Genomic DNA, 24,518 nt, shown 5'->3' with positions numbered 1-24,518 from the left:
TCACTCGGCTCGGCTCTCGCCCGCGTTGCGACGCTGGTCAGTCTCCGCCCGGACGCCGTCCTCGCCGTTCGAGGGGTCGTAGCCCGCCGGCCCCGACGGGAGCGTCTCCGGGTCGTCGACGCTCAGGCCCGTGGTGACGAGAAGCCGGAGGCCGCGTCGGACCGGCATGTCGAGTTCGCGAATCTCGTCGGGCGAGACCATGATGAGCGCGCCGGCGGTCGGGTTCGGGCTGTGCGGGACGAACACGGTAAACAGGTCGTCGTCGGAGACCTCGGAGACCGACGGCGGGGCCTCGTTGGTGACGAAGCCGATTGAGAACAGCCCCTCGCGCGGGTATTCGACCAGCACCACGCGGTCGTAGCCGGCGGTCGGTTCGGTGAGCGACTCCGACACCTGCCGGACGCCGAAGTAGATGGTGCGGACGAGCGGGAGGAGCCGAACGCCGCGCTCGAAGCTCCCGAAGAGCCGCTGGCCGAGGCTCATCGACGCGAGGTAGCCGAGAAGCGAGACGGCCACGGCGATGACGAGCGCCGACAGCACCTGCGAGATGAGGACGATGTCGCCGGAGTAGTTGAGCGCATCGGCGAGGAACGGCGTCACCTGACGGACGACCGGGCGGAGCGCGGCGGTGATGCGGTTGAACGCGAACTGGAGGACGAACACGGTCACGGCCAGCGGGGTGACGAGAATGAGACCCGTGACGAAACTGCTCCGCAGGCGAGCCAGAACGTCCATACCGACTCTCCGGACGACGAGCGTAAAATTGTATGGGCGAGATCGTCACAGAAACGTGATAGAGAACGGAAACGATAGGCATTAACTTCACCCGTCCGAAGCCGCGGTATGTTCACGGGAATCGTGGAGGGGCCGGGCGAAATCGTCGACGTGACCGACGCCGACGGTGGTCGCCGCCTCCGCATCCGGACCGACCTCGCGTTCGACGACCTCCACCACGGCCAGTCAATCGCGGTCTCGGGCGTCTGTCTGACCGTCGAGGCGTTCGGCGACGACTGGTTCGAGGTGTTCCTCGCGGCGGAGACGGTCGAGAAGACCTACCTCGGCGACGTCGTCGAGGGCGACCGCGTCAACCTCGAACGGGCCCTCGCGGCCGACGACCGTTTCGACGGCCACATCGTCCAGGGACACGTCGACGGCACGACGACGGTCACGAACGTCGAGCGCGTCGGCGACGACTGGTTCTTCGAGTTCGACCTCCCCGAGTCACTGGCGAAGTACGTCGTCCAGAAGGGCTCGGTCTGTCTCGACGGCATCAGCCTCACCGTGGCCGACCGCCGCGGGGACTCCTTCGCCGTGGCCATCATCCCGACGACCTACGACCTGACGACGCTCTCGGAAAAGGAGGTCGGCGACCCGATTCACGTCGAGGTCGACGTGGTGGCGAAGTACGTCGAATCGATGCTCGACGGCTACGCCGAGCGGTTGGTCGCCGAGTAGGCGACCGGTTCGCACGTCTCGCTGACTCAGTCCTCGAACTCCGTCTGCTCGGAGCTGAACGACGCCGCGCTCGGACCGGGGGCGTGGGCGCGGTGGTAGGCCCGACTGTAGCGGCGGAGCTTCCCGATGAGGTAGAGCCCGAAGACGCCGTCGTAGATGATGACGTAGACGAGGAAGGCCGCGAGACCGCCGAGGCCGGTTATCCCCGCGATGACGGTCGACCCGATGCCGACCGTCGAGTTGTACGTCGCGTGGACCAGCGCCGCGAGGACGAGGCCCTTGATGACGATCGGACCGGCGTTCTCCTTGTTGAACTTGGCGAGACCGAGGTAGTAGCCCGCGATGGCCGAGTAGATGACGTGCCCCGGCCCGGCGAGCGCCCGGACCGCGGTAATCGTTCCGCCGGCGGCGATGATGCCGACGCCGCCGGAGCCGACGTCGAGCCCCGACGAGGTGAGGTTGCGGGTGATGTACAGGGCGTTTTCGATGGTGGCGAAACCGAGGCCGGCCATCGCCCCGTAGACGGCCCCGTCGATGACGGCGTTGAAGCTGTCGTGGGAGTAGGCGTACAGCCTGACCGCGAGGAGCTTGACGGTCTCTTCGACCGGGCCGACGACGAGGAAGTAGAACACGGCGCTGCCGAGGAAGCCGAGCGCCAACTGGAACTCGGCCGCGATAGTCTGGCCAACGTTGCTCAGAAGCGAGTTGAGAATCGCGGCGAACGTGGCGGTGAGGACGCCGAGGAGGAACGTCACCACGAGCATCGACAGCGGTTCGTCGTCGGTCACGTCGGAGTAGTAGACGTAGCCGGCGAGCGCGAGCGCCGGGAGCGCCGACAGCAGGGTGAGCGCGCCGACCTGCGGGTCGGTGAGCGCCGACAGGCCGCCGATACCGACGAGGATGAGGAGCGCGGCGAGAACGACCAGCGCGCGGGTCGACGCGACCAGCACCCGGTAGAGCGCGACCGCGAGCCCGTCAACCGAGGTTCGTTCCTCCCACGTCGCGATGTCGTAGAGGTCGGCCGATCCGTCGGACGCCTGCTCGACTGGGTCCTGCTGGTCCATCACGTGGGGTAAAGGGTATCGCATCTGGTAATAGCTTCGGCCACGGCATCCCGCGAGCGGCCGAACCGCTGACGGTCGAGTGGCTGGCGGCCGACGACCGACCGCACGACGTTAATGCCTCCGCTCCGAAGGGCGGGTATGCACTTCGACCCCCGCGAACAGGCGGCGCTCCGCGAGGTCGGCCTCGACACCGACGACCTCCGGGCCGCGTCGGACCTCGTGAGCGACGCAGTCGAATCGGACGCAGACGCCATCGCCGCGTTCTTCGGCGACGGCGGGACGTTTTACTCCGACATGGAGATGGCCCACAGCGCGAGCGACGTGCAGGAACACGCCGTCGACCACGTCGACCTCTACACTCACGGCGCGGAGCTCCGCGGCTACCTCAAGTTCGACTCGTGGGGCGTCCCCATCGAGGGCGGCCGCGTGCTCACCGACGAGAAGGTCGAACTGACGCTCGGCCCGACGGTCGACGCCCGCGTCACCTTCGCCCGCGACGCCGACGAGCTATGAGGGTCCGCGTCCGCGGCATCTACGCCACCGCGCTCACGAGCCTCTTCCTCGACGCCGGCCACGACGTGGTGCAGGCGTCCGGCCCGATTCGCGAGCGCTTCGACGCCGAGTTCGACTCGTCGGACCACGACGTGTCGGTCGAGACGACGCGGAACCGGCAGGGCGTCGGCGCGACCGGCGCGCCCGAGGCGGTCGAAACGGCCACGGAGCGCCTCTCAGACCTCGGCGTCGACACCTTCGCGTGGGACGACCCCGCGCCGACCGGCGCGGTGTTCGACGCCCGCGTGACCGACACCCTCGGCGGCGGCGCGGTGTGCGACCTCGGCGAGACCGAGGGCTACCTCTCGTACGGCGACTTCGACGGGCACGTGGAAGTCGGCGACGAGGTCCGCGTGCAGGTCGCCGAGTCGGCCCCGCCGTGGGCCTCCCGCCGCGCCGAACTGACCGGCGACGTCCGCGCCGTCGCGGGGCTGGCGACCCTCGAACCGGATTCGGAGGGCGTCCGCGTCGACACCCGCGACGAGGCCGCCGCCCGCGAACTGGCGGGCATGACGGACCTCCTCGGCGGCGACCCGCCCGAGGGCTGGGGCATCCGCTGGCACCGCGACGCCGTCGACGCCGACATGAGCGCCCTGAACGACGCGCTCGACCGGGCGGCCGAGGTCGCCGCGGAACTCGACGAGGCGCTCTCAGACCCCGTCGACGCCCCGCGGGCGGTCGCGGCTCCAACCGCGACGACGTGGGTCTGGTTCGGCCGCGAGACGAGGTTCGAACTCGATTCCCAGCGCCGGGCCGTCGAGACGACGATGCCCGGCCACCACCGGACGAAGGCCGCCTCGCCGAAGGCCTCCGCCGGCGTCGACCTCGCGGAGGCGCTCTGCGGGTCGGTCGGCGACGGCGAGTTCCCCTTCGACGTGGTGACCGCGCAGTTCGGCCCGCTCGAAGGCGACGACGTGGAAATCGGCCACGGGAAACCTGACGGTCGGCTCATCACGCTCGGCTCCGGCGAGGTGACGGAGCGCGACCCCGAGGGAACCGTCGAACTCCGGCGCGGCATGACCGGCGGCGGCACCTACGACGCCCTCGGCGTCGACCGCGAGTCCGGCGACGTCGCGGTCACGAAGTTCCGCGAGGGACGCTGGTGGTATCCGACGGTGTACCGCGATTCAGAGGGCGCGGTCAAGGGGACCTACGTCAACATCTGCACGCCCGTCGAGTGCTTCCCCGACGAGATTCGATATATCGACCTGCACGTCGACGTGGTGAAACACGCCGACGGGACGGTCGAGCGGGTCGACGACGACGAACTCGACGCGGCCGTCGAGGCCGGCCACATCTCGGAAGAACTGGCCGAGAAGGCGCGGTCGGTGGCGTCGAGTCTGGAGTCGGCGCTGTCGGGGTAGGCGTCGCAACTTCGGAAGACGGTCAGTCGTCGTTGCCGGGGAGGGCTCGGTCGTCGTGGTGGCGGGAGGCGTCGGCGGCCGATATCTGGGCCGGCAGACGAACACCCCGCGAAGGCCACGCGGAGAGCGAGCGTGAAAAAGACCAATATGGTCACGGCCGACACGGCTGGATACGTATTGAGAACCGCGGAACGGGGCGCTCGTGTCGGAGGGAACAGTACGGCTACGACCGAAGGGAGTAGCCGCCTTTTTGGTCCAGATTTTTTGGCGGGGTTCGAGGCAACGAAGTTGCCGAGGACCCCGTGAAAAAAGGTGGGTTAGAAGTGCCCCGGTCCCTCGTCGCCGTACTGCAGTTCGCCGCCGCGGCCGCCCTCGACGGTGCTGCTGCCGTGGTCGCCGGAACTGGGGACCTTGACCTGCACGTCGGTCACCTCGTCGAACGTCATGATGAGGTCCGACTGGATGTTCTGGGCGGTGATGTTCGAGATGCCGCACCCGGCGCACGCGCCCCCGAGTTCGACGACGACTTCCCCCGATTCCGCATCGGCCTTGCGCACGACGCTGTTGCCGCCGTGCATCTGGATAATCGGCATCTGACCGACCATCCACGTCTCGACGCGCTCTTTGAGGCTCTCCGACTCGTCGCTCATACCCCGATGCTTCGAACCCCACGGATTAGAATGAAACGGTTCTCCCACCGCGCCGGCCGACGAGAGAAAGGCTGTCTCGGTCGTTCGTGATAGATTCGACGCGGGAACCACGCGGGGCGGCGAGGAGACGAGGCGGCGAGGCGGCGCTGGAGCCGTTCCCCTCAGTCGCGCCGCCCGCGACGACGGGCCAACCAGCCGGCGACGCCGAGCGCCGCCGCGCCGACGCCGAATCCGAACCCCGGCGCGTCGGTCGCCGACGTCGACGACGAAGGCTCGGCGTCGGACGCGGACGGGGCCGACCCGTTCCCGGTCGGCGTCGGCGTGTTGACGAGCGATTCGGTGGTCGGTTCCGGCCCGAGCGTCGGCGGGTCGCGCTGGTCGCCGGCGTGGTCGGGGAACGTGTAGAGCGCGGGCGACGCGTCGTCGACGCCGCGGCTCGACGCGACGAAGACGCCCTCGTCGGCGAAGGGGTAGGCGTACTGCGCGGTCCAGAAGCTCGCGCGCTCGGGGTCGCGCCACCACGCGAGTTCGACGGGGTCGGTCGGGTCCGACACGTCGTGGCGCTTGACGCCGCCGCGGTACCACGAGGTGTAGAGCCGGTCGTCGCGGAAGTCGAAGTTGTGCGCCGTGGTCCAGACGCCGCCGACCGTCGGGTCCGGGCTGACCGGCGGGTCGATGGTCGAGAGCCTCGTCGGGGCCGCGGGGTCCGACACGTCCCAGAGTTCGACGCCGCCGGGGCCGCCGACGAGTTCGGTCGTGCCGTCGTCGCGGTCGACCTCGACGGCCCACGACTCGACGCCGACGCCGAGGAGGTCGCCGGCGTCGTCGGTGGCGACGTAGTGGTGGTTGCCGGGCGGCGTCCGTCGCTCGCGGTGGCGGCCGCGAGGGGGCAACGCGGCGAGTTCCTCGGGGTCGCCGGGCGAGACCGCCCCGAGGACCGACGGCGACCCGGGGTCCGAGAGGTCGACGAGCCACGTCCCGGCGTCCCAGAGGGCGACGTGCGCGACCGCGTCGCGGACCCACACGTCGTGGACGGAACGCATCGAAGGCGGCACGTCGGCCCAGCGGTCGTCGGCGGCGACGACCGACCAGCGGCCGAGTTCGTCGCCGGAGTCGACGTCGAGGACGACGAGCGGGTTCCGGTCGCCGTCGTTGGCGGTGAGGTACGCCCGGCCATCGGCGGCGAAGCAGTTGTGAATGGGAAAGCCCGTCTCGTGGAACGCGATTTCGTCGGGGTTCGCGGGATCGGACACGTCGACGACGAGGACGCCCGCCGGCGCGCCCGGAATCGGGTTGGCGGGGCCGACGACCAGAAGCGTGTCCCCGTCGAGTTTCGCGTCGTAGAGGCCGCGGAAGGGGCCGTCCTCGCGGTCGGAACGCAGGTCGCGGCGCTCGGCGAGGAGTTCGGGGCGGTCGGGCGCGGAGATGTCGACGGCGGCGTAGCCGTCGGTCGCGGCGACGAAGACGGTCTCGCCGTCGGCCGACACGACGGCCTCTTTCGCGCCGTCGACGTCGATGCGGCCCAGCGGCTCGAACGGGCCGGGATGGGCGGTGGCGGGACGGGAACCGGCGACGGAGGCGGTCGAGGCGGCGAGCGCGCTCGCACCGACGGTGCGGAGGAACTGGCGGCGGTCCACGGTGAACCTGCGGGTGCCGAGGAGAAAAATCGGACGGAGGCGCGGAGACCGGGAGGGGCCGGCAGTCAGGGGAACGGGGGGACCGCTCAGTCTGCACTGGGTTGCGTGAGAACTGAAGCGACGCCGGCGGGGATGGGTGGGTGGGTGGGTGTGGGTTACCCCGCCGGCGTCGGTCGGTCGACGATGGTGGTGGGGGGTGTCGACCGGTCCCGTTCTAGGCTTCCGGTGGAACGCCCGTGCACCGTGCGGTTCGACGAGAACGGGAACGCGCCGACCGATGCGCCGAATGACTCGGCGTCGTCGGGTGCACGTCATCGCGTTTCTCGACGGGGGTTATAAGACTGCGCCACCGAGTATCAATCGAGATAATTCGATGGCGGAGAGACGAACCGCCGTGTTGTAATCGCGGTCGGTCGCCGGTTCCCCTGCGCGACCACCGCGTGTCGTCTCGACCTCACAGCCGCGAGCGGTCGCCAGTTCCGCCTGCGCTACCACCGGTGAGTCGTCTCGACATCACAGTCGAGACCGGTCACCGGTGCCACCGGTCATCGCGCTCGCCAACGCCCCCTCGACCACGACCTCGTCGCCGAGCGTCGTCAGTTGAATCTCGGGGATGTTCGACATGACCATCTCGCTCATCTGCTCGCGGATGGGCTCTAACACGAGGTCCGGGTTGTTGAGCGCGACCGCGCCGCCGACGTAGATGATGAGCGGCGCGTACGCGTGGACGATGTTGGCGACGCCCATCGCGTTCCAGTGGCCCAGTTGGCTGATGATGTGGTCGGCGAACTCGTCCTCGCCGGCGTGTTCGAACACGTCGACCGCAGAGAAGTCGGGGTCGGAGACGGGAAGGGCGGTGTCGACCGGGTCTTCCTCGTGGAGTTCGCGGGCGTACTTCGGGATGTTGTTCCCCGAGCAGTAGCCCTCCCAGTGGCCGTTGTGGCCGCACCCGCACGTCATGAAGCCGTTCGGGTCGAGCGTCAGGTGACCGACCTCGCCGGCGTTGCCGTCCCAGCCGGCGAGGACGTGCCCGTCGACGCAGACGCCCGCGCCGATACCGGAGGAGATGGTGAGATACACCATGTCGTCGGGGTTGCGGTCGGAGTGGAACCGCTCGCCGATGACGCCGGCGTTCGTGTCGTTGTGCAGGTACACCTCGTCCGTCTCCAACAGCACCGAGAGGGGACCGGTCAGCGGGATGCGGTCGATGGTGTCCGGGAGGTTCGCCGGGTTCTCGACCGCGCCCTCGGCCAAGTCGAGCGGGCCGATCGCGCCGATGCCGGCCGCGACCGCGTCGCTCGGGTCGATGCCCGCCTCGGCACACGCCTCGCGGACGACGCCGAGGACCGCCTCGGTGACCGCGATTCCCGTCGGGCCGCGCGGTGTGTTGTCACGGGCTTCCCCGAGGATCGTTCCCTCGTCGTCGCCCACCACGGAACGGACGTTCGTCGCCCCCAGGTCGACGCCCACGTAGTACGCCATCGTTCCCATAGGGATGCGCCCACCACTTAACTAAGCGGGATTTTCGGCAGATTTACTCGCGGCGATGTAACTCTCGGTTCGGGATCACGCGGAGTTGTTGGTCGGGAGTTTGGGGATGAGCCACGAGAGGAACGAGTCCATGCTGCGCGACTGCGTCCAGACGGTCCCCGGCCCGGTGAAGGTACAGACGAGTCCCTCGCCGCTGAACAGGGTGGACTTCAGGCCGCCGACGCGCTCGACCGAGAAGTCCGTCGTCTCGTCGAAGGCGACGATGTGGCCGGTGTCGACCGTGTAGCGCTCGCCGTCGCCGAGTTCGACCTCGTGGATGGCCCCGTAGCTCGACAGGAAACAGTCGCCGGTGCCGGTCAGTTTGAGCAGGAACAGCCCCTCGCTGCCGAAGAACGTCTTCGCCCCGCCGAAGGAGGTATCGAGGTCGAGAACGGGGTCCGAAGCGAGGTACGACCCGGACTGGACGTACAGCGTCTCGTCGGCGAGACCGTGGTGGACGATGTCGCCCGGAAGCGGGGGCGCGAGGGAGACCTCCCCCGCCTGCCGCGCGCTGAACGTGTTCTGGAAGAACGACTCGCCGCCGAGGACGCTCCGCTTGAGCGACCCGAACAGGCCGCCGTTCGCGTTCGTCTCGATATCGATACCGTCGGAGTAGCTGACCATCGCGCCGGCCTCCGACCGGAGCGACTCGCCCTCGTCGAGCGAGACGGTGAGGAGGGCGAACGACGGGCGGTAGTCGATGGAGTGGTCCATGCGGAAGCTGACGGCGCGCTAAGATATGTAGTTGCCTGCGAGAGCCGGGGAGATCAGGGCTCGCGCCGCCCGCGGACCGTCACTTCGTGTCCGCGCGGACGAACGTCACGGGGCACGGCGCTTCGAGCATGACCTCCTGTGCGACGCTCCCGAAGACGGCCTTACCGGTCGGCGAGCGCTTCCGACCGCCGACGACGAGGCGGTCGGCGCCGACCTCGCCCGCGAGTTCGACGAGCTTCTCGCCGTGGTGGCCGACTCGGCCGTGGATGACGTAGTCGACGTCCGCCTCGTCGAAGCGGCGCGTGAGTTCGCGGACGGTGGCGTGTCGTCGGGCCACGTCGTCCGCCGAAACCTCCTCGGCCGTGATGTCGAAATCGAGGTTGTCGAGCGCGTCGTCGTACTCGTCTCTCGTGAAGACGTGCCCGATGACGACCGTCGCGCCGGTCGGTCCGGCCACGTCGATGGTCTCTTCGGCGAGTCTGTCGATTCGGTCGGCGTCGCCCGCGCCGATCGCGAGCAGGATAGTTTCGATAGCCATACCAACCCGTTCGTCCCGGCATCACTTAACCGTGCCGGAGATTTTTACTCACAATCGAAATAAAAATTCGTGTTCGTGGCTGGCGAGGTCGCTGTCAGCCGGAGCGTCACGTGCTAGCACTATGTACGTTTCGCCGGCGGCGCGGCCGCTCGACGCTCGGGTACGCGAGAAAATCGGGTCGCGTCGAACGGCTCAGACGTCGGGCGCGTCGTCTTCGACCGCGCGCTTCATCGAATCGCGGCGGGACTTCGCGTCGCGGCCCGTCGCCTCAAGGAGGAAGTCGTTTTTCGCGCTGACGGCCTCGCCCGCGGCTTCGAGGTCTTCGGGAGCGAGGTCGGCCGGGTCGGCCTCCTCGAAGTTGACCGCGAGCTTGTCCTTCTTGCCGCTGTACTTGACCGCGCCGGCGACGATGCGGGTGAACACGGGGTTCTTGGGTTCGCCGACGACGTAGAGGTCGCTTCCCTTGAACTCCTCGGTGCCGGTGATGGGGCCGAAGTAGTCTTCGACCGTCGCTTTCATGTCCGGAATTCGCTCTTCGAGCGTCTCCCCACGACGCATCTTGTACTCCTTCATGGACGCCTTTTCGACAGGGTACGGTTTACCTGTTTCGCGACTCCGCGACGCCTGTGACGCCGTGGCGCAGTCAGGATTCCCGCTCGGCGATGTAGCCCTTTTTACACTCGGGGCAGATGTCGCCGGCCCGCATCGACGACGAGGACGCGCCGCGGGCGTGGCCGCAGTTGGGGCAGTAGTACTCGACCGCGTCGTCGGGGGCCTCGTTGCCGACGTTCGACTCGTCGGCGCGGACGAAATCGTCTTCGTCTTCCGCCTCGACGTACTGGCCGTTCGACTGGCGGCCCTGCGGGGCGCTCTCCTCCGGTGTCAGCCCGCCGCCGAACGAGACCGAGACGGGCTCTCCGTCGTCTGGCTGGGCGTTCCAGCCCTCGTCGTCGCCCGGCGCGTCGGGCCACGCACCGCGTTCTCGCTCTCGGGGCTGTTCCGACTCCGCCTCGGCGTCGGCGTCCGCGTCGATGAACTCCGCGTCGTCGCCGTCGGCCGGCGGCGTCGGGTCGTCGGTCTCGACCTCGTCGACCTCGTCGGGCCACTGCGTCCGGTCGCGGGGTTCCGACTGCGATTCGTCGTCGTCGAGGATGACGCCGTCGTCGGTCACCGGCGGGGCGTCGGCGCTCCCGGTGTCGGCGGCACCGGCGTCGCCGCTCGGGTCCGACTCGGCGGCGGGTTGGGCGTCGGCGGCGTTCGCGGCCTCGGCCGGCTGCTGCGCCGCGGGGTCCGCGCCGGCGTCCGCCTCGGCGTCGCCCGCGGCGTCGGCTTCGGCGGCGTCGACCCCGGCCCGCGTCTCCGCGTCCGGAGCCGTCTCGATGGCGGCGTCCTCGCCCTCGGAGACGCCGGGCTGTGGCTTCGCCGGCTCGAAGCCCGCGGCCGCGGTCTCGACTTCGCCCTCCGTCATCCCGACCTCCTCGGGCGTTCGGATGGCCGTGACCTCCTTGTTCTCGCTCATGACCTGTTCGTGGCCGCACCGCGAGCAGACCTGTATCTCCCGAATCGAGACGACCACCTCGTCGCCGCGTTCCTCGCGCTCCCGTTCCGTCTCGGCGTCTCCGTAGGAGTGCCCGAGAAGACGGCAAGTAAGTCCCATTACGCGAGGATTCCGGGATTCGGAAACAAAAAGGTACCCCCTGCCCGTCCGACGCCCGTCAGACGGGCGGTACAAGTAAACAGGAGGCGAACGATGTACCCGCTATGAGAGCGAGGCGGGAGTTTCGGAACCGCCGCGACATCGAGGTCGCGGTGCTCGACGCGCTCGTCGACCGCCACGACGAGGGAATGACCGTGTTCGAACTCCGTGCCGCCGTGGACGCCGACATCGACACCATCGAGGAGGCGCTCTCGGCGCTCAAAGACGAGAACCTCATCGTGGTCGAGGAGGCCGACACGGGGGTCCTCATCCACGCCGACGAGCGCGTCGTTCCGGACCCGAGCGAAGCCGTCGAAGAAGACGCGTCGCTGTTCGAGAGACTCCGCGAGCGGTTCGGACTCTGAGCGGGCCGACGCGGACCACAGATTCGTTTTGACTGCCTGTCCGCCCACGCGCGGACCGGACCGGCCCGGCCGACCGAAAGCCGGGCGAGTCGTCCGGGAGTGGGAGGGTTTTACGCGCTGAAACCGAAACGGGGGGCAATGACACTCGTCGCCGACATCCACGAGGCACACGGTGCGACGTTCGAGACGCGCGGCGGAATCGAGGTCGTGAGCCACTACGGCCGCCCCGAACGGACTCACCGCGCCGTCAGAAACGGCGTCGGCGTCATCGAACACGGCTACGGCGTGGTCGTCGTCGAGGGCGAAGACCGGGTCGACTACGTCGACAACGCGGTGACCAACACCGTCCCCGACGAGGACGGCGAGGGCGTCTACGCCCTGCTTCTCGACCCCGACGGCCGCATCGAGACGGAGATGTACGTCTACAACGCGGGCGAGCGACTGCTGATTTTCACCCCGCGGGACCAAGCGGAGCCGCTCGTCGAGGAGTGGCGCTCGAAGACGTTCCTCCAGCGCGTCAAGATACGCGACGCCTCCGACGAGTTCGGCGTCTTCGGCGTCCACGGCCCGCAGTCGACCGAGAAGGTGGCGAGCATCCTCTCGGGGGCGGGCGCGCCCGAGCCGGAGCTTTCCTTCGTCCGCGGCTCTATCGGCGGCGAACTCGGCGTCACGGTCGTCGCCTCCGACAACCCGACCGGCGAGGAGGGCTACGACGTCATCTGCCGCGCGAAGGACGCCGAAGACGTGCTCGACGCGCTCCTGTTCTACGGCAACCCCTCGGTCCCCGTCGGCTATCAGACGTGGGACAGCCTCACCGCCGAGGCCGGCACGCCGCTTTTCGAGACGGAACTCCGCGGCAACGTCCCGAACGTCGTCGGCGTCCGCAACGCGCTGGACTTCGATAAGGGCTGTTTCGTCGGTCAGGAACTCGTCTCGAAGATAGAAAACCGCGGGCGGCCCTCGCGCCGGCTCGTCGGCTTCCGCGCCGACGCCCTCCCCGAATCCGGTGCCGAGGTCTCGGCGGGCGGCGAGTCGGTCGGCACCGTCACCCGCGCCGTCGAGAGCCCGATGCTCGACGCGCCCATCGGCTTCGCGCTCGTGGACTACGGCCTCGATACCGACGCCCTCGAAGTCGCGGTCGACGGCGACCGCATCGACGCGACCCGCGAGCCGCTCCCGTTCGTCGAGGGGAGCGCGGTGTCGGCGCGGATTCCGACGTACCCGGGCGAGAACTAGAATCGGCAGTCGGTGCGACCGGCGGCCCGCGGCCGCCTCAGAGCAGTTTCCTCAGGTGCTCGCGCGAGAAGAACGAGCTCGGCTTGTCCATGTGGACGCCGATTTCGCCCGACAGCGACCGGAGACCGACCCGCTGGAGCCACTCGGGAAAGGAGTAACACCGGCGCACGAGGTGGCCCAGCCGAATCTCCCGGGAGAGTTCGTCCCGCCACGCGTCCTCGTAGGCCGACAGCGTCTCGGGGTCGTCGGGGTCGATGGTCGACGCGGCGATGTCGGCCGCGGTCATCCCGTAGAGGATGCCGCCGCCGGTGAACGGCTTGGTCTGCGCGGCCGCGTCGCCGATGAGGAACGCCCGCCGGGTCGTCGTCCGGTCCGGCGGCCCGATGGGGATGGCTCCCGAACAGAAGTGCTCCGTCTCCACGTCGTAGGTGTTCGTGAGCGCGTCGAACATCTCGTTGACCTCCGCGCCCGGCGGGGCCGCGAGGCCGTACTCGACGCCGGCGTCGCCGCGGGGGATGCGCCACGCGAAGAACCGCGGGACCGTGAGGTGCACGTCCACGAAGTCGCCGTCGTCCGGCTCGGGGTCGAACGCGAGGACGCCGTGGAGCGTCTCCGACGGTTCGGGGAGGGAAAGCGCCCGGCGGACCCGCGAGGTGGGGCCGTCGCACCCGGCGACCATCTTCGCCTCGAACTGGACGGTGCCGGCCTCGCCGGCGACGCTGGCGGTCAGTCGGACCCGGTCGTCGAGTTCCTCGACGGCCGTGACGGTGTGGCCCTCGCGGACGTCCGCGCCGGCCTCGCGGGCGCAGTCGGCGAGCGTGCGGTCGAGTTCGACGCGGTCGATGACGTTCGAGACCTCGCTTTGCTTGTAGAACGGATAGGCCTTCGAGTTCGGGCCGCCGACGCGGAAGTTCGCCCCGTAGATGCGGTTCTGAAACAGGCGGTCGCGCGCCTCGTCGGGGACGTACTCCCAGATATCGGTGCTGACGTGGCCGGAGCACGCGAGGGGCGTCCCGACCTCGCCTTTCTCCAGCGCGAGCACGTCGTAGCCCGCGTCGGCCGCGCGGCGGGCGAACCGCGCGCCGGCGGGACCGACGCCGACGACGGCGAAATCGTACATAGTGGGGCGTCGCCGCGACGACCAATGAATCTTCTCGCTTCGGGCGAGGGGACCTCCGACGGAAATCCCCGACTACGCGACGACAGCCAGCCCCGCCGCGGTCCGCCGCGTCCCGTCCCACGGGACGTCGATTCGGTCCCACGAGTCGCCGAAGTCGGTCGTCCGGTAGAGGCCACGGTCGTTCGCGGCGTAGCACTCGCCGCCGGTTCGCCCGGCTGCCAAGATCGCGCGCGTCGCCCCCGGCCCGGTCGGCAGTCCGGTCTCGTCGAGGCGTTCCCACGAGTCGCCGCCGTCGTCGTCCGGCGAGTCCCGCCTGCGGTAGAGGTACGCCTCCGCGGACTCGACACGGTGGGCACGCATCGGCCCGGAGGCGGCCGTCAGGAGCACCGACTCCGGGTCCGCGGGGTCGACGACGACGCTCCAGCAGTAGCCGTGGCCCAGCCCCGCGGTCGGCGTCGTCCACGTCTCGCCCGCGTCGTCGGTCTCGGCGTAGCCGTCGCCCGCGGCGACCCAGACGCGGCCCGGTCGGTCCGGGTGCGTCGCCATCGAGTGCGTGTCTCGCTTGCTCGACGGCACGCGGTCTTGCCACGTCTCGCCGCCGTCGAGAGAGCGGACGAGCGCCCCGGCTTCGACCGCGACGAACAGTCGGTCGGGGTCGGTCGGGTCCGGCTCTATCCAGCGGACGTGGTGGGTGTGCGGGCGGGGCGGAAACGCCCACGACGAGGCCGAATCGAGGTCCGAAAGCGGCGCGAGTTCGGTCCACGTCTCGCCGCCGTCGCGAGAGCGGAAGACGGCCGAGGGCTCGGTACCGGCGTAAATCACGTCGGGGTCGGCCGGGGAGACGGCGAGGCTCGTCACCGACTCGGGGAGCGCGTCGGTGCCGACCGCGTGCCACGACCCCCCGCCGTCGGTCGTTCGGAAGACGCCGGCGTCGAAGGTCCCGCAGAACGCTCGGGTCGGCGCGCGCGGGTCGGCCGCGACGCACTCGACTCGGTGCTCGTCGAGTCGCCGGCGGGCGGTGAAGTCCTCTGACGACCCCGAGACCGCGAGGACCGCGCCGTTCGCTGCGGCGTAGAGGTGCATGGGGGACGTAGGCGCTCGGCGGTGAAAAGCGCGGGTACCGGGCGGCGGCTCGCGGCACTCGCGCGGGTCGTGTGACCGCTCGGGGACGCGACGGGACGACGACTACGACAGGTCGCGTCGCTCGAACACCTCGGCCGCGAGGACGACGAGGGCGCACGTCACGGCGACGAGGACGGCGACGCCGCCCCAATCAACGTCGCCGGCGACGAGGAGTTCGCCGGGGTCGAGATAGCGCGTGAGCGACAGCGAGCCGAGGAACTCGTAGTCGGTGTCGACCGTCAGGGAGTCGAGGAGGAACGTCCCGAAGACGACGCCGATGGCCGCGCCCTGCGCCCGGCGGACCCGCCCGAAGAACGCCGACGCGAGGAGGCCGATGGCGACGCAGGCGAGGAGGTAGAGGCCGCCGACGGCGTGGACCGCGAGGAGGCGAGAGAGGTGAATCTCCTCGTCGATGAGCCCCGCGCCGACGACGACGGCCGCGAGGAGCGCGAGGTCGACGACGGCGACCGCCGGGAGCATCGCGAGGAACTTACCGACGACGAACCGCGTGCGCGAGACGGGCCGCACGAGGACGAGTTCGACCGACTGGCGGTCGACCTCGCCGGCGACGAGCGACCCCGCGGCGTAGGCGAAGTAGCTCCCGACGATGAGGAGCCAGACGAGCTGGTAGAGTTCGACCACGAGGTAGCCTTCCAGCGAGGAGATGTCGGTGACGCTCCCGACGAACGCCGCCTGAAGCTCCTCGGGATACGACTCCAGCAGTTCGGCGAAGTCGATGTCGGACTCGCCGAACGACGGGTAGACGGCGATGGTGAGCCCCGCGGTCGCCACGAGGAGCACGCAGACGACGAGGAGGCCGCGCCGCCGCCGGGCGAACTCGAAGGCCGCGATGTCGAGTTCACGCATCCGCGGGCTCCTCGGCGTCTGCGGGCGACGGCTCCGCCGCGTCGTCGGTCTCGCCGTCGGTGACGGTGCTCTCGCCGTCACCTTCGCCTCCGCTCTCGCCGCCTCCCTCGTCGTAGAAGTGCATGAACACGTCTTCGATGGCCGTCTCGCGGACTTCGAGGTCGTCGACGCGGTAGCCGTCGAGGGCGTCCACGAGGGCGTCGTAGTTGCCCGAGGTGACGAGTCGGAGCGAGCCGTCGGGTTCGATGCGCGCGTCGATGGTCTCGGGGAACTCGAAGTCCGCGAGGTCGATGGCGTCGGGCGACCGGACCGAGACGACCTTCCCGCTCCGCGCGAGCAGGTCGTCGATGTCCTCGACGGCGACGAGCCGACCGTCGCGGATGATGGCGACGCGGTCGCAGACCTCGCGGACCTCCCCGAGGATGTGCGTCGAGAAGAACACCGTCACCCCGCGGTCGCGCTCCTCGCGGAGGAACTCGTAGAACTCCTGTTGGACGAGGGGGTCCAGCCCCGAGGTCGGTTCGTCCATCACGACCACCCGCGGGTCGTGCATGAACGCCTGCACGATGGCGAGTTTCTGCCGATTGCCGCGCGAGTAGGCCCGGACCGGGCGGTCGAGCGGCACCGGAAAGCGGTCGAGGAGTTCGTCGCGCCGGTCGTCGCCGGAGAGTCCGGCGAAGTAGTCGAGGGTCTTGCGGCCGCTCACGTCGTCGTAAAACCGCGGGTCGCCGGGGATGTGGCCGACGCGACCGAGCACGTCGAGGAAGCTGTCCCGGTCGTCCACCGGGACGCCGAGAATGCGCGCCGTGCCGTCGGTCGGTTTGAGCAGGCCGAGCAACAGGCGAATCGTCGTGGACTTCCCCGCGCCGTTGGGGCCGAGAAAGCCGAACAGTTCTCCCTCCGGGACCGAAAGCGAGAGCTCCTCGACCCCGCGAACGTCCCCGTAGAACTTCGTCAGACCGTCGATGTCGATGGCGGGGACGGACATACTACACGTAGGCGCGCCCCGAACGTATCCCTTGCGTGACGTTACCGCCGGCCGAGAGCCGAGCGTGTTGTTAAGATTACATACCGCGTATCTACGGTGACTGAAGCGGGGTCGCCCGCCGGTCTCCTCACCATGACTCCCCGCGGCCGGCGTACGAGCGCGGCGCTCCTCGCCGCCTTACTAGTCGTGTCCGCCCTCCTCGGCGCAACGGGGAGCGCCGCGGCCGTCAGTCAGGTGGCCGGGAGGCCCGACCTCACGGTTATCGCGCCGGAGAACCGGCTCGTCGCGGGCACCGAGACCGCGGTCGAGGTGTTCGTCGTCAACAGCGGGACGGTCACGGAAGACGGCCCCGAGGAGTACGAGGCGCTCGTCCAGACGGCCCGCGCGCTGACCATCAGCGCGGATTCGAGAGGGCCGATTACGGTCCTCAGCGGCGAGATTCCCGTCGGGACCGTCCCCGAGGGCGTCTCCGGGCCGGTGTCGCTCCGCCTCCGCGTCGCCGAGGGCGCTCGCCCCGGCACCTACGACGTACCCGTCACGTTCACCTACGACTACACCGCCTCGGTGTTCGTGGACGGCGACGACGTCGACGCCACCCACCGGAGCCGAACCGTCACGCGAGACCTCGAAGTCGTCGTGGAGCGCCGCCCCGCGTTCGAGGTCCGGGCGGTCGACGCGGCCCTCGCGGTCGGCGACAGCGGGACCGTCGCGCTCGACATCGAGAACGTCGGTCCCGTCGGAGCCGCGGACGCGACCGTCACCGCCACCTCGACCGACCCGGAGATAACGTTCGGGAGCGGCGTCGCCTCCGCGGAGACCTTCGTCGGCGAGTGGGACGCGGGCGCGACAGAGCGCGTCGAGTTCCGCGCCCGCGTCGCCGACGACGCCATCGTCCGCGACTACTCGGTCGAATTGACCGTGAGCTACCGCGACGAGGACGGCCAAGAACGGACCTCGCGGGCGTTCGTCGCCGGGGTTCGTCCGACCCGCGGGGCCGACTTCGAACTCGCGGACGTGGACGCCGCGGTCGCCGTCGGCGACACCGGCACGCTGACGCTCGAACTCGTGAACGTCGGCGACGCGACCGCCGCGGCCGCGACCGTCGGCGTGTCCTCCGCCGACTCCGAGGTGACGTTCGGGGCCGGCGCGCCCGCCGCGGAGGCTTACGTCGGCGCGTGGGAGCCCGGCGAGACGAGGCGCGTGAGCTTCCGCACCCGCGTCGCCGACGACGCCCTCGACCGGCCCTACTCGCTGGACGTGGCCGTCTCGTTCCGCAACCCCGGCGGCGACCGGAAGACCCAGTCGCTCGTCGCCGGTCTCGACCCCGGTGCCGGCCCGGCGTTCGCCGTGACGGTCGAAGAGAGCACGCTCAGGGTCGGCGGCGTCGGCCGCGTCGTCGGCACCGTCGAGAACGTCGGCGGGACCGAGGCCCGCGACGTGGTGCTCCGCCTCGAAACCGAGGATCCGGCGCTGACGCCGACGGACGTCGACGTGACCGTCGGGACGCTCGCGCCCGGCGAGTCGGCCGGGTTCGAGTACGCAATCGGCATCGCCGCGGGGTCGACGCCGGGGACGCGCCGGCTCCCGTTCGTCGTCGAGTACCGGCCGCCGGGCGACGAACTGCGCGCGGCCGACCGGACCGACGTGCTCGCGGCCGTGAGCACCGACACGCCCGCCGTCGCGGTCGAACCGCGGAACGCGACGTTCGAGGTGGACTCGACCGGCCGGCTCGTCCTCGCGGTGACGAACACCGAGGCGACGCCGCAGACCGACGTGACGGTCAGACTCGTCGCCGAGGAGCCGCTTTCGAGCGAGGACGCCGTGGCGTTCGTCCCCCGGCTCGACGCCGGCGAAACGCGCCTCGTCGTCTTCGACCTCGAAGTGAGCGACGACGCCGTCCCGAAGACGCAGGTCGTCGGCGTCGACGTGAACTACGAGGACGACGCCGGCAGACAGCTCTCGACGGGCACCCAGCGGGTCGCCGTCGAGGTGGTCCAACCGGCGACGACGTTCCCCGTCCTCCCGGCGCTCGTCGTGGCGCTCGCGCTCGCGGGCGTCGGCTACTGGTGGTACCGGCGGCGCTGATGGCTCCGGGGGCGCTGAAAAAAGTCGAGGCGCGCGTTCAGTCGTCGGCCGGCGACGCGGGACCCGGCATCCCGCCGGGCGTCGTCGGCTCGCTGACCCACGCCTGCCACGCCATGATGAGCATGGAGACGATGAGACAGAGCCCCCACAGGAACGTCGTCGGAACCAAAAAGAACAGTCCGAGCCCGACGCCGACCCAGATAGTGAGCGGCAACAGCCACTGCCCGACGACGAACAGCCCGCTCACCGCCGCCCGGAGCCGCCCCGTCAGCGCGAACGCGTCCACCGCAAAGCCCATCACGACCGCGAGAATCGAGAGCACGCCCAAGTGCGCGTGGCCGCCCACCAGCCACGACGGCACGCCCCCAGATTCCAGTAGCGTGTACTGGTACAGCCCCACCACCATCATCGTCGCCAGCCCGAGGAACCCCGATGTCTTGAGTATGCGTGACATACGCATACAGATGACGCGTTGCGATTTGAAATGTTTTTCTCTCGACTAGTTTGGCAGGCGAATGTCAGGTCCGCCGGCAGTCGCTCCCCGGTGGGCGCGAAGCGACCGTCGAAAACGAGATGCCGCGACGACGGGCGGTTCAGTCGTCGTTCGCCACTTTCGCGGGCTTGCGGCGGTCCGACCGCGGGCCTTCCTCGTCCACGTCGGGGAGGTAGTCGCGGAGGTACCGGCCCGTGTGGGAGTCGGGGTTCTCGGCGATTTCCTCGGGCGTGCCGCTGGCGACGACGGTGCCGCCGCCCGCGCCGCCCTCGGGACCGAGGTCGACGATGTGGTCGGCGTTCTTCACGAGGTCGAGTTCGTGTTCGACCACGAGGACGGTGTTGCCGTTGTCGACGAGGCGCTGGAGCACCTCGATGAGCTTCCGCTCGTCTTCCTTGTGGAGGCCGGTCGTCGGCTCGTCGAGCAGGTAGAGCGTGTCGCCGGTCTGCTTCTTGCCGAGTTCCTCGGCGAGTTTGACGCGCTGGGCCTCGCCGCCGGAGAGGGTGGTCGACGGCTGGCCGAGCTGCATGTAGCCGAGGCCCACGTCGTGGAGCAGTTGGAGGCGGCGGCGAATCTGCGAGTTCGCCTCGAAGAAGTCGAGCGCCTCGTCGACCTCCATGTCGAGCACGTCGGCGATGGTCCTGTCCTTGTACGTCACGTCGAGCGTCTCGGCGTTGTAGCGCGCGCCGTTGCACTCCTCGCAGGGCACGTACACGTCCGAGAGGAAGTTCATCTCGATTTTGACGTTGCCCTGCCCCTTGCAGGCCTCACAGCGGCCGCCCTTGACGTTGAACGAAAAGCGGCCCTTCTCGTAGCCGCGCTGTTTCGAGAGCTTCGTCTCGGCGAACAGCTCGCGGACGTAGTCGAAGACGCCGGTGTACGTCGCCGGGTTCGACCGCGGGGTGCGACCGATGGGCGACTGGTCGATGAGCCGCACCGTCTCGATTTCGTCGTAGCCGTCGATGGCGTCGTGCTCGCCGGGGTCGACGGAGGTGTTGTCGTTCATCCGGCGCGCGAGCCCCTTGTAGAGAATCTCGTGCATCAGGGTGGACTTGCCCGACCCCGAGACACCGGTGACGGCCGTGAACGTCCCGAGGGGAATCGGCACGTCGAGGTCGTCGAGGTTGTGCTGGCGCGCGCCGCGGACGACGAGTTCGCCGTCGCCCTCGCGCCGCGCGTCGGGCACGTCGATGTCCTTGCGGCCCGAGAGGTAGTCGGCCGTGATGGAGTCGTCGGCCGCGACGATGTCGTCGAAGTCGCCCTGCGCGACGACCTCGCCGCCGCGCTTGCCCGGACCGGGGCCCATGTCGATGATTTCGTCGGCCCGGCGCATCGTCTCCTCGTCGTGTTCGACGACGATGAGCGTGTTGCCGAGGTCGCGGAGGCCTTCGAGCGTGTTGAGCAGTTTGTCGTTGTCGCGCTGGTGGAGGCCGATAGACGGCTCGTCGAGGACGTAGAGGACGCCCACGAGGCCGGAGCCGACCTGCGTGGCGAGGCGGATGCGCTGGGACTCGCCGCCCGAGAGCGTGGCCGCCTCGCGGTCGAGCGTGAGGTATTCGAGGCCGACCTCGGTCATGAAGCCGAGGCGGGCGCGAATCTCCTTGAGAATCTCCTGTGCGATGGTGCGGTCGCGCTCCGAGAGGTCGCTTTCGAGGCCCTCGAAGTGTTCGAGCGCGCCCGCGATGGTCATGCGGTTGACCTCGGGGAGCGTCGTGCCGCCGACGCGGACGTGGCGGGACTGCTCTTTGAGCCGCGAGCCGTCGCAGTCGGGGCAGGTCGTGACGGCCATGAACTCCTCGATGTGGTCGCGCGTCCGGTCGGAGTCGGTCTCGACGTGGCGGCGTTCGAGGTTGCCGACGACGCCCTCGAATGGGTGTTCCTTGTGGCGCGTGCCGTTCTTCGTCGTCCACTCGAACACCACGTCCTCGGTGGTGCCGAACAGGAACGCGTCCTGCACCTCGTCGGAAAGCTCCTCGAACGGGGTGTCCACGCTGACGCCGAAGTGGTCGGCGACGTTGTCGAGCTGGCGGCGGTAGTACGTCCGGTTGTAGCTCCACGGCTCGAAGACGTGCTTGAGCGGCTTCGACGGGTCGGTGACGACGAGGTCGGGGTCAACCTCCTTGGCCTTGCCGAGGCCCTCGCACTCCGGGCAGGCCCCGTGGGGGCTGTTGAACGAGAACGACCGCGTCTCGATTTCGGAAAAGCGGAACGACGAGTTCGGATTGCCGAGTTCCTCGGAGAACTCGACGACGAGGCGGTCGTCGCCCTCGCCCGCGAGCGACCCGGTCGACCGGGTGTTGGAGGCGAAGGGGAGGTCTTCGGGCGGGTCGGGAACGATGAGTTTGAGGACGCCGCCGGCCTCCTCCAGCGCGGTCTCGACGGAGTCTGCGATGCGCGAGCGCGCTTCTGGCGCGACCTTCACACGGTCGACCACCACGTCGATGGTGTGGTCGTAGTTCTTGTCGAGTTCGGGCGTCTCGAACGAGAGGTCGAACTCCTCGCCGTCGACCTCGACGCGGGCGTAGCCCTCGGAGACGAGGTCCGAAAACAGGTCTTTGAACTCGCCTTTCTGGTCGCGGACGACCGGCGCGACGACCTTCGCGCGGGTGCCCTCGGGGAGTTCGAGAATCTGGTCGACCATGTCCTGTGCGGACTGCTCGCCGACCTCCTCGCCCGTGATGGGGTCGTACTGGGTGCCAACGCGGGCGTACAACAGGCGGAGGTAGTCGTGGAGTTCGGTGACGGTCCCGACGGTCGACCGGGGGTTGTTGGCCCCGTTCTTCTGGTCGATGGAGATGGCGGGCGAGAGGCCCTCGACGGCCTCGACCTTCGGCTTGTCCATCTGGCCGAGGAAGTTCCGCGCGTAGGCCGAAAGCGACTCGATGTACCGCCGCTGGCCCTCCGCGTAGACGGTGTCGAACGCGAGGGAGGACTTGCCTGACCCCGACAGGCCGGTGACGACGGTGAACGTCTCGCGGGGGATGCGAACGTCGAGGTTCTTGAGGTTGTGCTCTTCGGCACCGCGAACCTCGATGTAGTCCTTGCTCATTCGGACGACTCTAGGAACGAGAGGACCGAATAGCCATCGGTTCGGGCCGTTCGAACCGCATCGCTCGCGTCCGCGAGTCGGGGAGAAATCGGAGTGGAAGGGAGATGTCGTCCGCCGGCGTCAGCCGTTGAGCTTCTGTCGCGAGATGGAGATGCCCGTCGGCGTGATGACGATCTGGTCGTCGCCCTTCTGGACGATGTCGCCGTCGACCTCGCGCGCGACCTGCCGGAGGTCGTCGATGATGTGTTCCATCGTGTTGTCGGAGGTCGTGTGGCGGGTGATGTCCGCGATGACCAGATTGCCGTCGTAGACGGCGTCCTTGATGGCGATAACGTCCTGCTGGCCGCCGATCTCGGCGATGTGAACCGAGAGACCGGCGTCGCCGCGAGCGGTGTCGAAGTCGTCGAGGTCGAGTTCGACGTAGTCCTCGGTCGTTCGGGAACCACCACCACCGAGAATCTTACTCATGATACCCATAGGACGTAGAGAGGCCACAACGGGGTTAGTTCTTACGTCAGACGACTGTCGAAACGCAGACATTTCTCGACTCGACGCGCGCCGGCCGCGCCGTTTCGCGGGGTGTTTTTACCCCGCGGCGCGCGGGGGGAGACGAACACGATGACTTTCAGCATCTGCGTCCGCGAGTCGTACGTCGACGCCGACGGCGACGACCAGCACCGCTTCGGCGTCGCCGTGACGACCCGACTCCCGGGGGTCGGCGCGCTCTGCCCGTTTGCAAGCGAACACGGCGCGGTGGCGACACAGGCGCTGACGAACGTCGAACTCGGTCGGAAGGGGATGGACTACCTCGAAGACGGCCTCGCCGTCGACGACGCCCTGCGGGCGCTGTTGAACGCCGACGACGGCCGCGCGGAGCGACAGCTCCACGGCGTCGGCTCCGAGACGACATTCGCCTTCACCGGTGACGACTGCCTCGGCTGGGCGGGCCACCGCGAGGGCGACGACTACACCGTCGCGGGCAACCTGCTCACGGGAGAGGAAGTCGTCGAGGCCGCCGCCGACGCCTACGAGCGGAACGCCGACGGCGACGAACCGCTCGCGAAGCGCCTCATCGACGCGCTCGGCGCGGGACACGCCGCGGGCGGCGACAAGCGCGACGACCTCGCTATCCAGAGCGCGGCGGTCGTCGTGACCTCCACCGAGGACCGCGAGACGGAGCCGTACTACAACGACCTCCGGGTCGACGCGACGGAGACGCCGCTGCGCGACCTTCGAGAGACGTTCTCGATGGCGCGGGAGGGGTACGAGGCGGCGCTGGAGAAGTACGCCGAAGCGTAGCCGAGAGGAGCGCACACGGCGTGCGCCGAGTCCTGCGACCGCGGGTCAGACCGAGAACTCGAAGAGGTCGTCGCCGACGTGGTGGATTGACTCGACGACCTTGCCGGAGTCGCCGACGAGGTCGGCCCCGTCTTCGAGCGCGCGACCCACGGCGAGCACCTTGCCGTGGGTCTCCTCCGCGATGACGACCAGGTCGCCCGCCTCGATGGTGTCGTCGGCCTCGGTGATGCCGGGGCGCATCACGTCGGCCCCGCTGGAGACGAACGAGACCGCGCCCGCGTCGACCGTGACGACGTTCGTCGTCGGCGGGAACTGGTTCGCGCCCTTGACCGTGAGGAACGGCTGGTCGTCGACGTACATGACCGCCGGCTCGCCGTCGACGAGGACGACCTCGTAGTCGGCGTCGGCGAACTCGACCGCCTCGAACGCGTCGCCGTCGAGGGCGACGCCGAGGGACGATTCGATGGAGTCGCACAGCGCGTCGATTTCGTCGCTTCGGAGGTGGTGGCGAGACTTGACCTTCATACCGGGTCGTGGACGCTCACGGCCGATAAATCGACCGCTCCGCGTCGAGTGGGCGACGGCGGCGACCGACTGCGGGCGACCGACCGCTGACGACTGACGACTGACGACCGACCGCCGCGAGATGAACCGAGCCGAACCGGCGTCCGACGCGCGTCAGACTGTGTGGGGT

General features: G+C 69.2%; 24 protein-coding genes. 7 read left to right on the top strand and 17 right to left on the bottom strand.

Annotation, left to right across the window (positions count from 1 at the left end):
- Nucleotides 1–735, bottom strand: coding sequence for a DUF502 domain-containing protein (locus tag NDI65_RS11490; protein WP_089779559.1), 735 nt, complete (start codon nt 733–735; stop codon nt 1–3).
- A 108-nt stretch (nt 736–843) separates the two neighbouring features.
- Here NDI65_RS11490 and NDI65_RS11485 point away from each other — a divergent pair, with 108 nt between their 5' ends.
- Nucleotides 844–1,455, top strand: coding sequence for a riboflavin synthase (locus NDI65_RS11485; protein WP_089779560.1), 612 nt, complete (start codon nt 844–846; stop codon nt 1,453–1,455).
- A gap of 26 nt (nt 1,456–1,481) precedes the next feature.
- Here NDI65_RS11485 and NDI65_RS11480 read toward each other — a convergent pair whose 3' ends face one another.
- The gene (locus NDI65_RS11480; protein ID WP_089779562.1) at nt 1,482–2,519 is read right to left on the bottom strand and encodes a PrsW family intramembrane metalloprotease; all 1,038 of its coding nucleotides are present in this window, start codon (nt 2,517–2,519) and stop codon (nt 1,482–1,484) included.
- Nucleotides 2,520–2,657: 138 nt separating this feature from the next.
- On the opposite strand from NDI65_RS11480, the gene NDI65_RS11475 reads away from it, so the two are divergent.
- Nucleotides 2,658–3,032: a hypothetical protein gene (locus NDI65_RS11475; RefSeq protein WP_089779564.1), complete on the top strand. Its 375-nt coding sequence runs from the start codon at nt 2,658–2,660 to the stop codon at nt 3,030–3,032.
- The gene (locus tag NDI65_RS11470) at nt 3,029–4,435 is read left to right on the top strand and encodes a DUF402 domain-containing protein (protein ID WP_089779567.1); all 1,407 of its coding nucleotides are present in this window, start codon (nt 3,029–3,031) and stop codon (nt 4,433–4,435) included. The genes NDI65_RS11475 and NDI65_RS11470 overlap by 4 nt, the downstream gene beginning before the upstream one ends.
- A 317-nt stretch (nt 4,436–4,752) precedes the next feature.
- Here the strand turns inward: NDI65_RS11470 and NDI65_RS11465 are convergent, their stop codons facing one another.
- From NDI65_RS11465 to NDI65_RS11435, 7 genes are all read right to left on the bottom strand, one after another.
- Complete coding sequence (locus NDI65_RS11465) at nt 4,753–5,085, bottom strand: NifU family protein (protein ID WP_004969091.1); 333 nt, start codon at nt 5,083–5,085, stop codon at nt 4,753–4,755.
- Nucleotides 5,086–5,246: 161 nt separating this feature from the next.
- Nucleotides 5,247–6,722 carry a hypothetical protein gene (locus NDI65_RS11460; RefSeq protein ID WP_310893672.1) on the bottom strand — a complete coding sequence of 492 codons (1,476 nt, stop codon included), beginning with the start codon at nt 6,720–6,722 and terminating at the stop codon, nt 5,247–5,249.
- A gap of 513 nt (nt 6,723–7,235) precedes the next feature.
- Entirely contained in the window at nt 7,236–8,204 is a 969-nt protein-coding gene (locus tag NDI65_RS11455) for an ROK family protein (RefSeq protein ID WP_089779569.1), read from the bottom strand.
- Nucleotides 8,205–8,288: 84 nt separating this feature from the next.
- Nucleotides 8,289–8,966, bottom strand: a complete 678-nt coding sequence (locus tag NDI65_RS11450) for a TIGR00266 family protein (RefSeq protein WP_089779571.1) — start codon at nt 8,964–8,966, stop codon at nt 8,289–8,291.
- A 79-nt stretch (nt 8,967–9,045) separates the two neighbouring features.
- Nucleotides 9,046–9,504, bottom strand: a complete 459-nt coding sequence (locus NDI65_RS11445; protein ID WP_089779573.1) for a universal stress protein — start codon at nt 9,502–9,504, stop codon at nt 9,046–9,048.
- Between the two features lie 192 nt (nt 9,505–9,696).
- Nucleotides 9,697–10,077 (bottom strand): DUF5611 family protein, encoded by a 381-nt coding sequence (locus NDI65_RS11440; RefSeq protein WP_004969086.1) that lies wholly within the window; start codon nt 10,075–10,077, stop codon nt 9,697–9,699.
- Nucleotides 10,078–10,147: 70 nt separating this feature from the next.
- Nucleotides 10,148–11,161 (bottom strand): hypothetical protein, encoded by a 1,014-nt coding sequence (locus NDI65_RS11435; RefSeq protein WP_089779575.1) that lies wholly within the window; start codon nt 11,159–11,161, stop codon nt 10,148–10,150.
- A gap of 104 nt (nt 11,162–11,265) precedes the next feature.
- Between NDI65_RS11435 and NDI65_RS11430 the strand changes: the two genes are divergently transcribed.
- Both NDI65_RS11430 and NDI65_RS11425 read left to right on the top strand, forming a co-directional pair.
- On the top strand, nt 11,266–11,565 hold the full coding sequence (locus NDI65_RS11430; protein ID WP_089779577.1) for a DUF6432 family protein: 300 nt from the start codon (nt 11,266–11,268) through the stop codon (nt 11,563–11,565).
- Nucleotides 11,566–11,703: 138 nt separating this feature from the next.
- Nucleotides 11,704–12,801, top strand: coding sequence for an aminomethyltransferase family protein (locus NDI65_RS11425; RefSeq protein WP_089779579.1), 1,098 nt, complete (start codon nt 11,704–11,706; stop codon nt 12,799–12,801).
- A 37-nt stretch (nt 12,802–12,838) separates the two neighbouring features.
- On the opposite strand, the gene NDI65_RS11420 is transcribed toward NDI65_RS11425, so the two are convergent.
- The 4 genes from NDI65_RS11420 to NDI65_RS11405 form a co-directional block, all read right to left on the bottom strand.
- Nucleotides 12,839–13,921, bottom strand: a complete 1,083-nt coding sequence (locus NDI65_RS11420; RefSeq protein ID WP_089779581.1) for a geranylgeranyl reductase family protein — start codon at nt 13,919–13,921, stop codon at nt 12,839–12,841.
- A 72-nt stretch (nt 13,922–13,993) separates the two neighbouring features.
- Entirely contained in the window at nt 13,994–15,004 is a 1,011-nt protein-coding gene (locus NDI65_RS11415) for a hypothetical protein (protein WP_310893671.1), read from the bottom strand.
- A 102-nt stretch (nt 15,005–15,106) separates the two neighbouring features.
- Complete coding sequence (locus tag NDI65_RS11410) at nt 15,107–15,910, bottom strand: ABC transporter permease subunit (RefSeq protein WP_089779585.1); 804 nt, start codon at nt 15,908–15,910, stop codon at nt 15,107–15,109.
- Nucleotides 15,903–16,898 (bottom strand): ABC transporter ATP-binding protein, encoded by a 996-nt coding sequence (locus tag NDI65_RS11405; RefSeq protein WP_089779587.1) that lies wholly within the window; start codon nt 16,896–16,898, stop codon nt 15,903–15,905. Before NDI65_RS11405 ends, NDI65_RS11410 begins: the two co-directional genes overlap by 8 nt.
- Before the next feature lie 132 nt (nt 16,899–17,030).
- Here NDI65_RS11405 and NDI65_RS11400 point away from each other — a divergent pair, with 132 nt between their 5' ends.
- Nucleotides 17,031–18,983: a COG1361 S-layer family protein gene (locus NDI65_RS11400; protein ID WP_089779953.1), complete on the top strand. Its 1,953-nt coding sequence runs from the start codon at nt 17,031–17,033 to the stop codon at nt 18,981–18,983.
- A gap of 37 nt (nt 18,984–19,020) precedes the next feature.
- Here NDI65_RS11400 and NDI65_RS11395 read toward each other — a convergent pair whose 3' ends face one another.
- The 3 genes from NDI65_RS11395 to sepF all read right to left on the bottom strand — a co-directional run bounded on the left by NDI65_RS11395 (nt 19,021) and on the right by sepF (nt 23,002).
- Nucleotides 19,021–19,443, bottom strand: a complete 423-nt coding sequence (locus NDI65_RS11395) for a hypothetical protein (RefSeq protein WP_082256383.1) — start codon at nt 19,441–19,443, stop codon at nt 19,021–19,023.
- A 133-nt stretch (nt 19,444–19,576) separates the two neighbouring features.
- Entirely contained in the window at nt 19,577–22,525 is a 2,949-nt protein-coding gene (gene uvrA / locus NDI65_RS11390) for an excinuclease ABC subunit UvrA (RefSeq protein ID WP_089779589.1), read from the bottom strand.
- Nucleotides 22,526–22,645: 120 nt separating this feature from the next.
- Nucleotides 22,646–23,002: a cell division protein SepF gene (gene sepF, locus NDI65_RS11385; RefSeq protein WP_004969075.1), complete on the bottom strand. Its 357-nt coding sequence runs from the start codon at nt 23,000–23,002 to the stop codon at nt 22,646–22,648.
- A 141-nt stretch (nt 23,003–23,143) separates the two neighbouring features.
- On the opposite strand from sepF, the gene NDI65_RS11380 reads away from it, so the two are divergent.
- Nucleotides 23,144–23,824, top strand: a complete 681-nt coding sequence (locus tag NDI65_RS11380; RefSeq protein WP_089779591.1) for a DUF1028 domain-containing protein — start codon at nt 23,144–23,146, stop codon at nt 23,822–23,824.
- A 45-nt stretch (nt 23,825–23,869) separates the two neighbouring features.
- On the opposite strand, the gene NDI65_RS11375 is transcribed toward NDI65_RS11380, so the two are convergent.
- Entirely contained in the window at nt 23,870–24,349 is a 480-nt protein-coding gene (locus NDI65_RS11375) for an RNA-binding protein (protein WP_004969073.1), read from the bottom strand.
- Nucleotides 24,350–24,518: the final 169 nt, after the last annotated feature.

Source organism: Haloferax sp. S2CR25 (assembly GCF_031624535.1).
Lineage (GTDB): Archaea > Halobacteriota > Halobacteria > Halobacteriales > Haloferacaceae > Haloferax > Haloferax massiliensis.
This window is presented reverse-complemented; position numbering and strand designations above follow the sequence as displayed.

Excerpts from the sequence above, each read along its gene's own strand:
- NDI65_RS11395 (WP_082256383.1), bottom strand. The coding sequence starts at position 19,443 with ATGCGTATGTCACGCATACTCAAGACATCGGGGTTCCTCGGGCTGGCG.
- NDI65_RS11425 (WP_089779579.1), top strand. The coding sequence starts at position 11,704 with ATGACACTCGTCGCCGACATCCACGAGGCACACGGTGCGACGTTCGAG.
- NDI65_RS11420 (WP_089779581.1), bottom strand. The coding sequence starts at position 13,921 with ATGTACGATTTCGCCGTCGTCGGCGTCGGTCCCGCCGGCGCGCGGTTC.
- NDI65_RS11440 (WP_004969086.1), bottom strand. The coding sequence starts at position 10,077 with ATGAAGGAGTACAAGATGCGTCGTGGGGAGACGCTCGAAGAGCGAATT.
- NDI65_RS11470 (WP_089779567.1), top strand. The coding sequence starts at position 3,029 with ATGAGGGTCCGCGTCCGCGGCATCTACGCCACCGCGCTCACGAGCCTC.
- NDI65_RS11455 (WP_089779569.1), bottom strand. The coding sequence starts at position 8,204 with ATGGCGTACTACGTGGGCGTCGACCTGGGGGCGACGAACGTCCGTTCC.
- NDI65_RS11415 (WP_310893671.1), bottom strand. The coding sequence starts at position 15,004 with ATGCACCTCTACGCCGCAGCGAACGGCGCGGTCCTCGCGGTCTCGGGG.
- NDI65_RS11465 (WP_004969091.1), bottom strand. The coding sequence starts at position 5,085 with ATGAGCGACGAGTCGGAGAGCCTCAAAGAGCGCGTCGAGACGTGGATG.
- NDI65_RS11485 (WP_089779560.1), top strand. The coding sequence starts at position 844 with ATGTTCACGGGAATCGTGGAGGGGCCGGGCGAAATCGTCGACGTGACC.
- NDI65_RS11375 (WP_004969073.1), bottom strand. The coding sequence starts at position 24,349 with ATGAAGGTCAAGTCTCGCCACCACCTCCGAAGCGACGAAATCGACGCG.
- NDI65_RS11450 (WP_089779571.1), bottom strand. The coding sequence starts at position 8,966 with ATGGACCACTCCATCGACTACCGCCCGTCGTTCGCCCTCCTCACCGTC.
- NDI65_RS11435 (WP_089779575.1), bottom strand. The coding sequence starts at position 11,161 with ATGGGACTTACTTGCCGTCTTCTCGGGCACTCCTACGGAGACGCCGAG.
- uvrA (WP_089779589.1), bottom strand. The coding sequence starts at position 22,525 with ATGAGCAAGGACTACATCGAGGTTCGCGGTGCCGAAGAGCACAACCTC.
- NDI65_RS11480 (WP_089779562.1), bottom strand. The coding sequence starts at position 2,519 with ATGGACCAGCAGGACCCAGTCGAGCAGGCGTCCGACGGATCGGCCGAC.
- NDI65_RS11475 (WP_089779564.1), top strand. The coding sequence starts at position 2,658 with ATGCACTTCGACCCCCGCGAACAGGCGGCGCTCCGCGAGGTCGGCCTC.
- NDI65_RS11445 (WP_089779573.1), bottom strand. The coding sequence starts at position 9,504 with ATGGCTATCGAAACTATCCTGCTCGCGATCGGCGCGGGCGACGCCGAC.
- NDI65_RS11410 (WP_089779585.1), bottom strand. The coding sequence starts at position 15,910 with ATGCGTGAACTCGACATCGCGGCCTTCGAGTTCGCCCGGCGGCGGCGC.
- NDI65_RS11400 (WP_089779953.1), top strand. The coding sequence starts at position 17,031 with ATGACTCCCCGCGGCCGGCGTACGAGCGCGGCGCTCCTCGCCGCCTTA.
- NDI65_RS11405 (WP_089779587.1), bottom strand. The coding sequence starts at position 16,898 with ATGTCCGTCCCCGCCATCGACATCGACGGTCTGACGAAGTTCTACGGG.
- NDI65_RS11430 (WP_089779577.1), top strand. The coding sequence starts at position 11,266 with ATGAGAGCGAGGCGGGAGTTTCGGAACCGCCGCGACATCGAGGTCGCG.
- NDI65_RS11490 (WP_089779559.1), bottom strand. The coding sequence starts at position 735 with ATGGACGTTCTGGCTCGCCTGCGGAGCAGTTTCGTCACGGGTCTCATT.
- NDI65_RS11380 (WP_089779591.1), top strand. The coding sequence starts at position 23,144 with ATGACTTTCAGCATCTGCGTCCGCGAGTCGTACGTCGACGCCGACGGC.
- sepF (WP_004969075.1), bottom strand. The coding sequence starts at position 23,002 with ATGGGTATCATGAGTAAGATTCTCGGTGGTGGTGGTTCCCGAACGACC.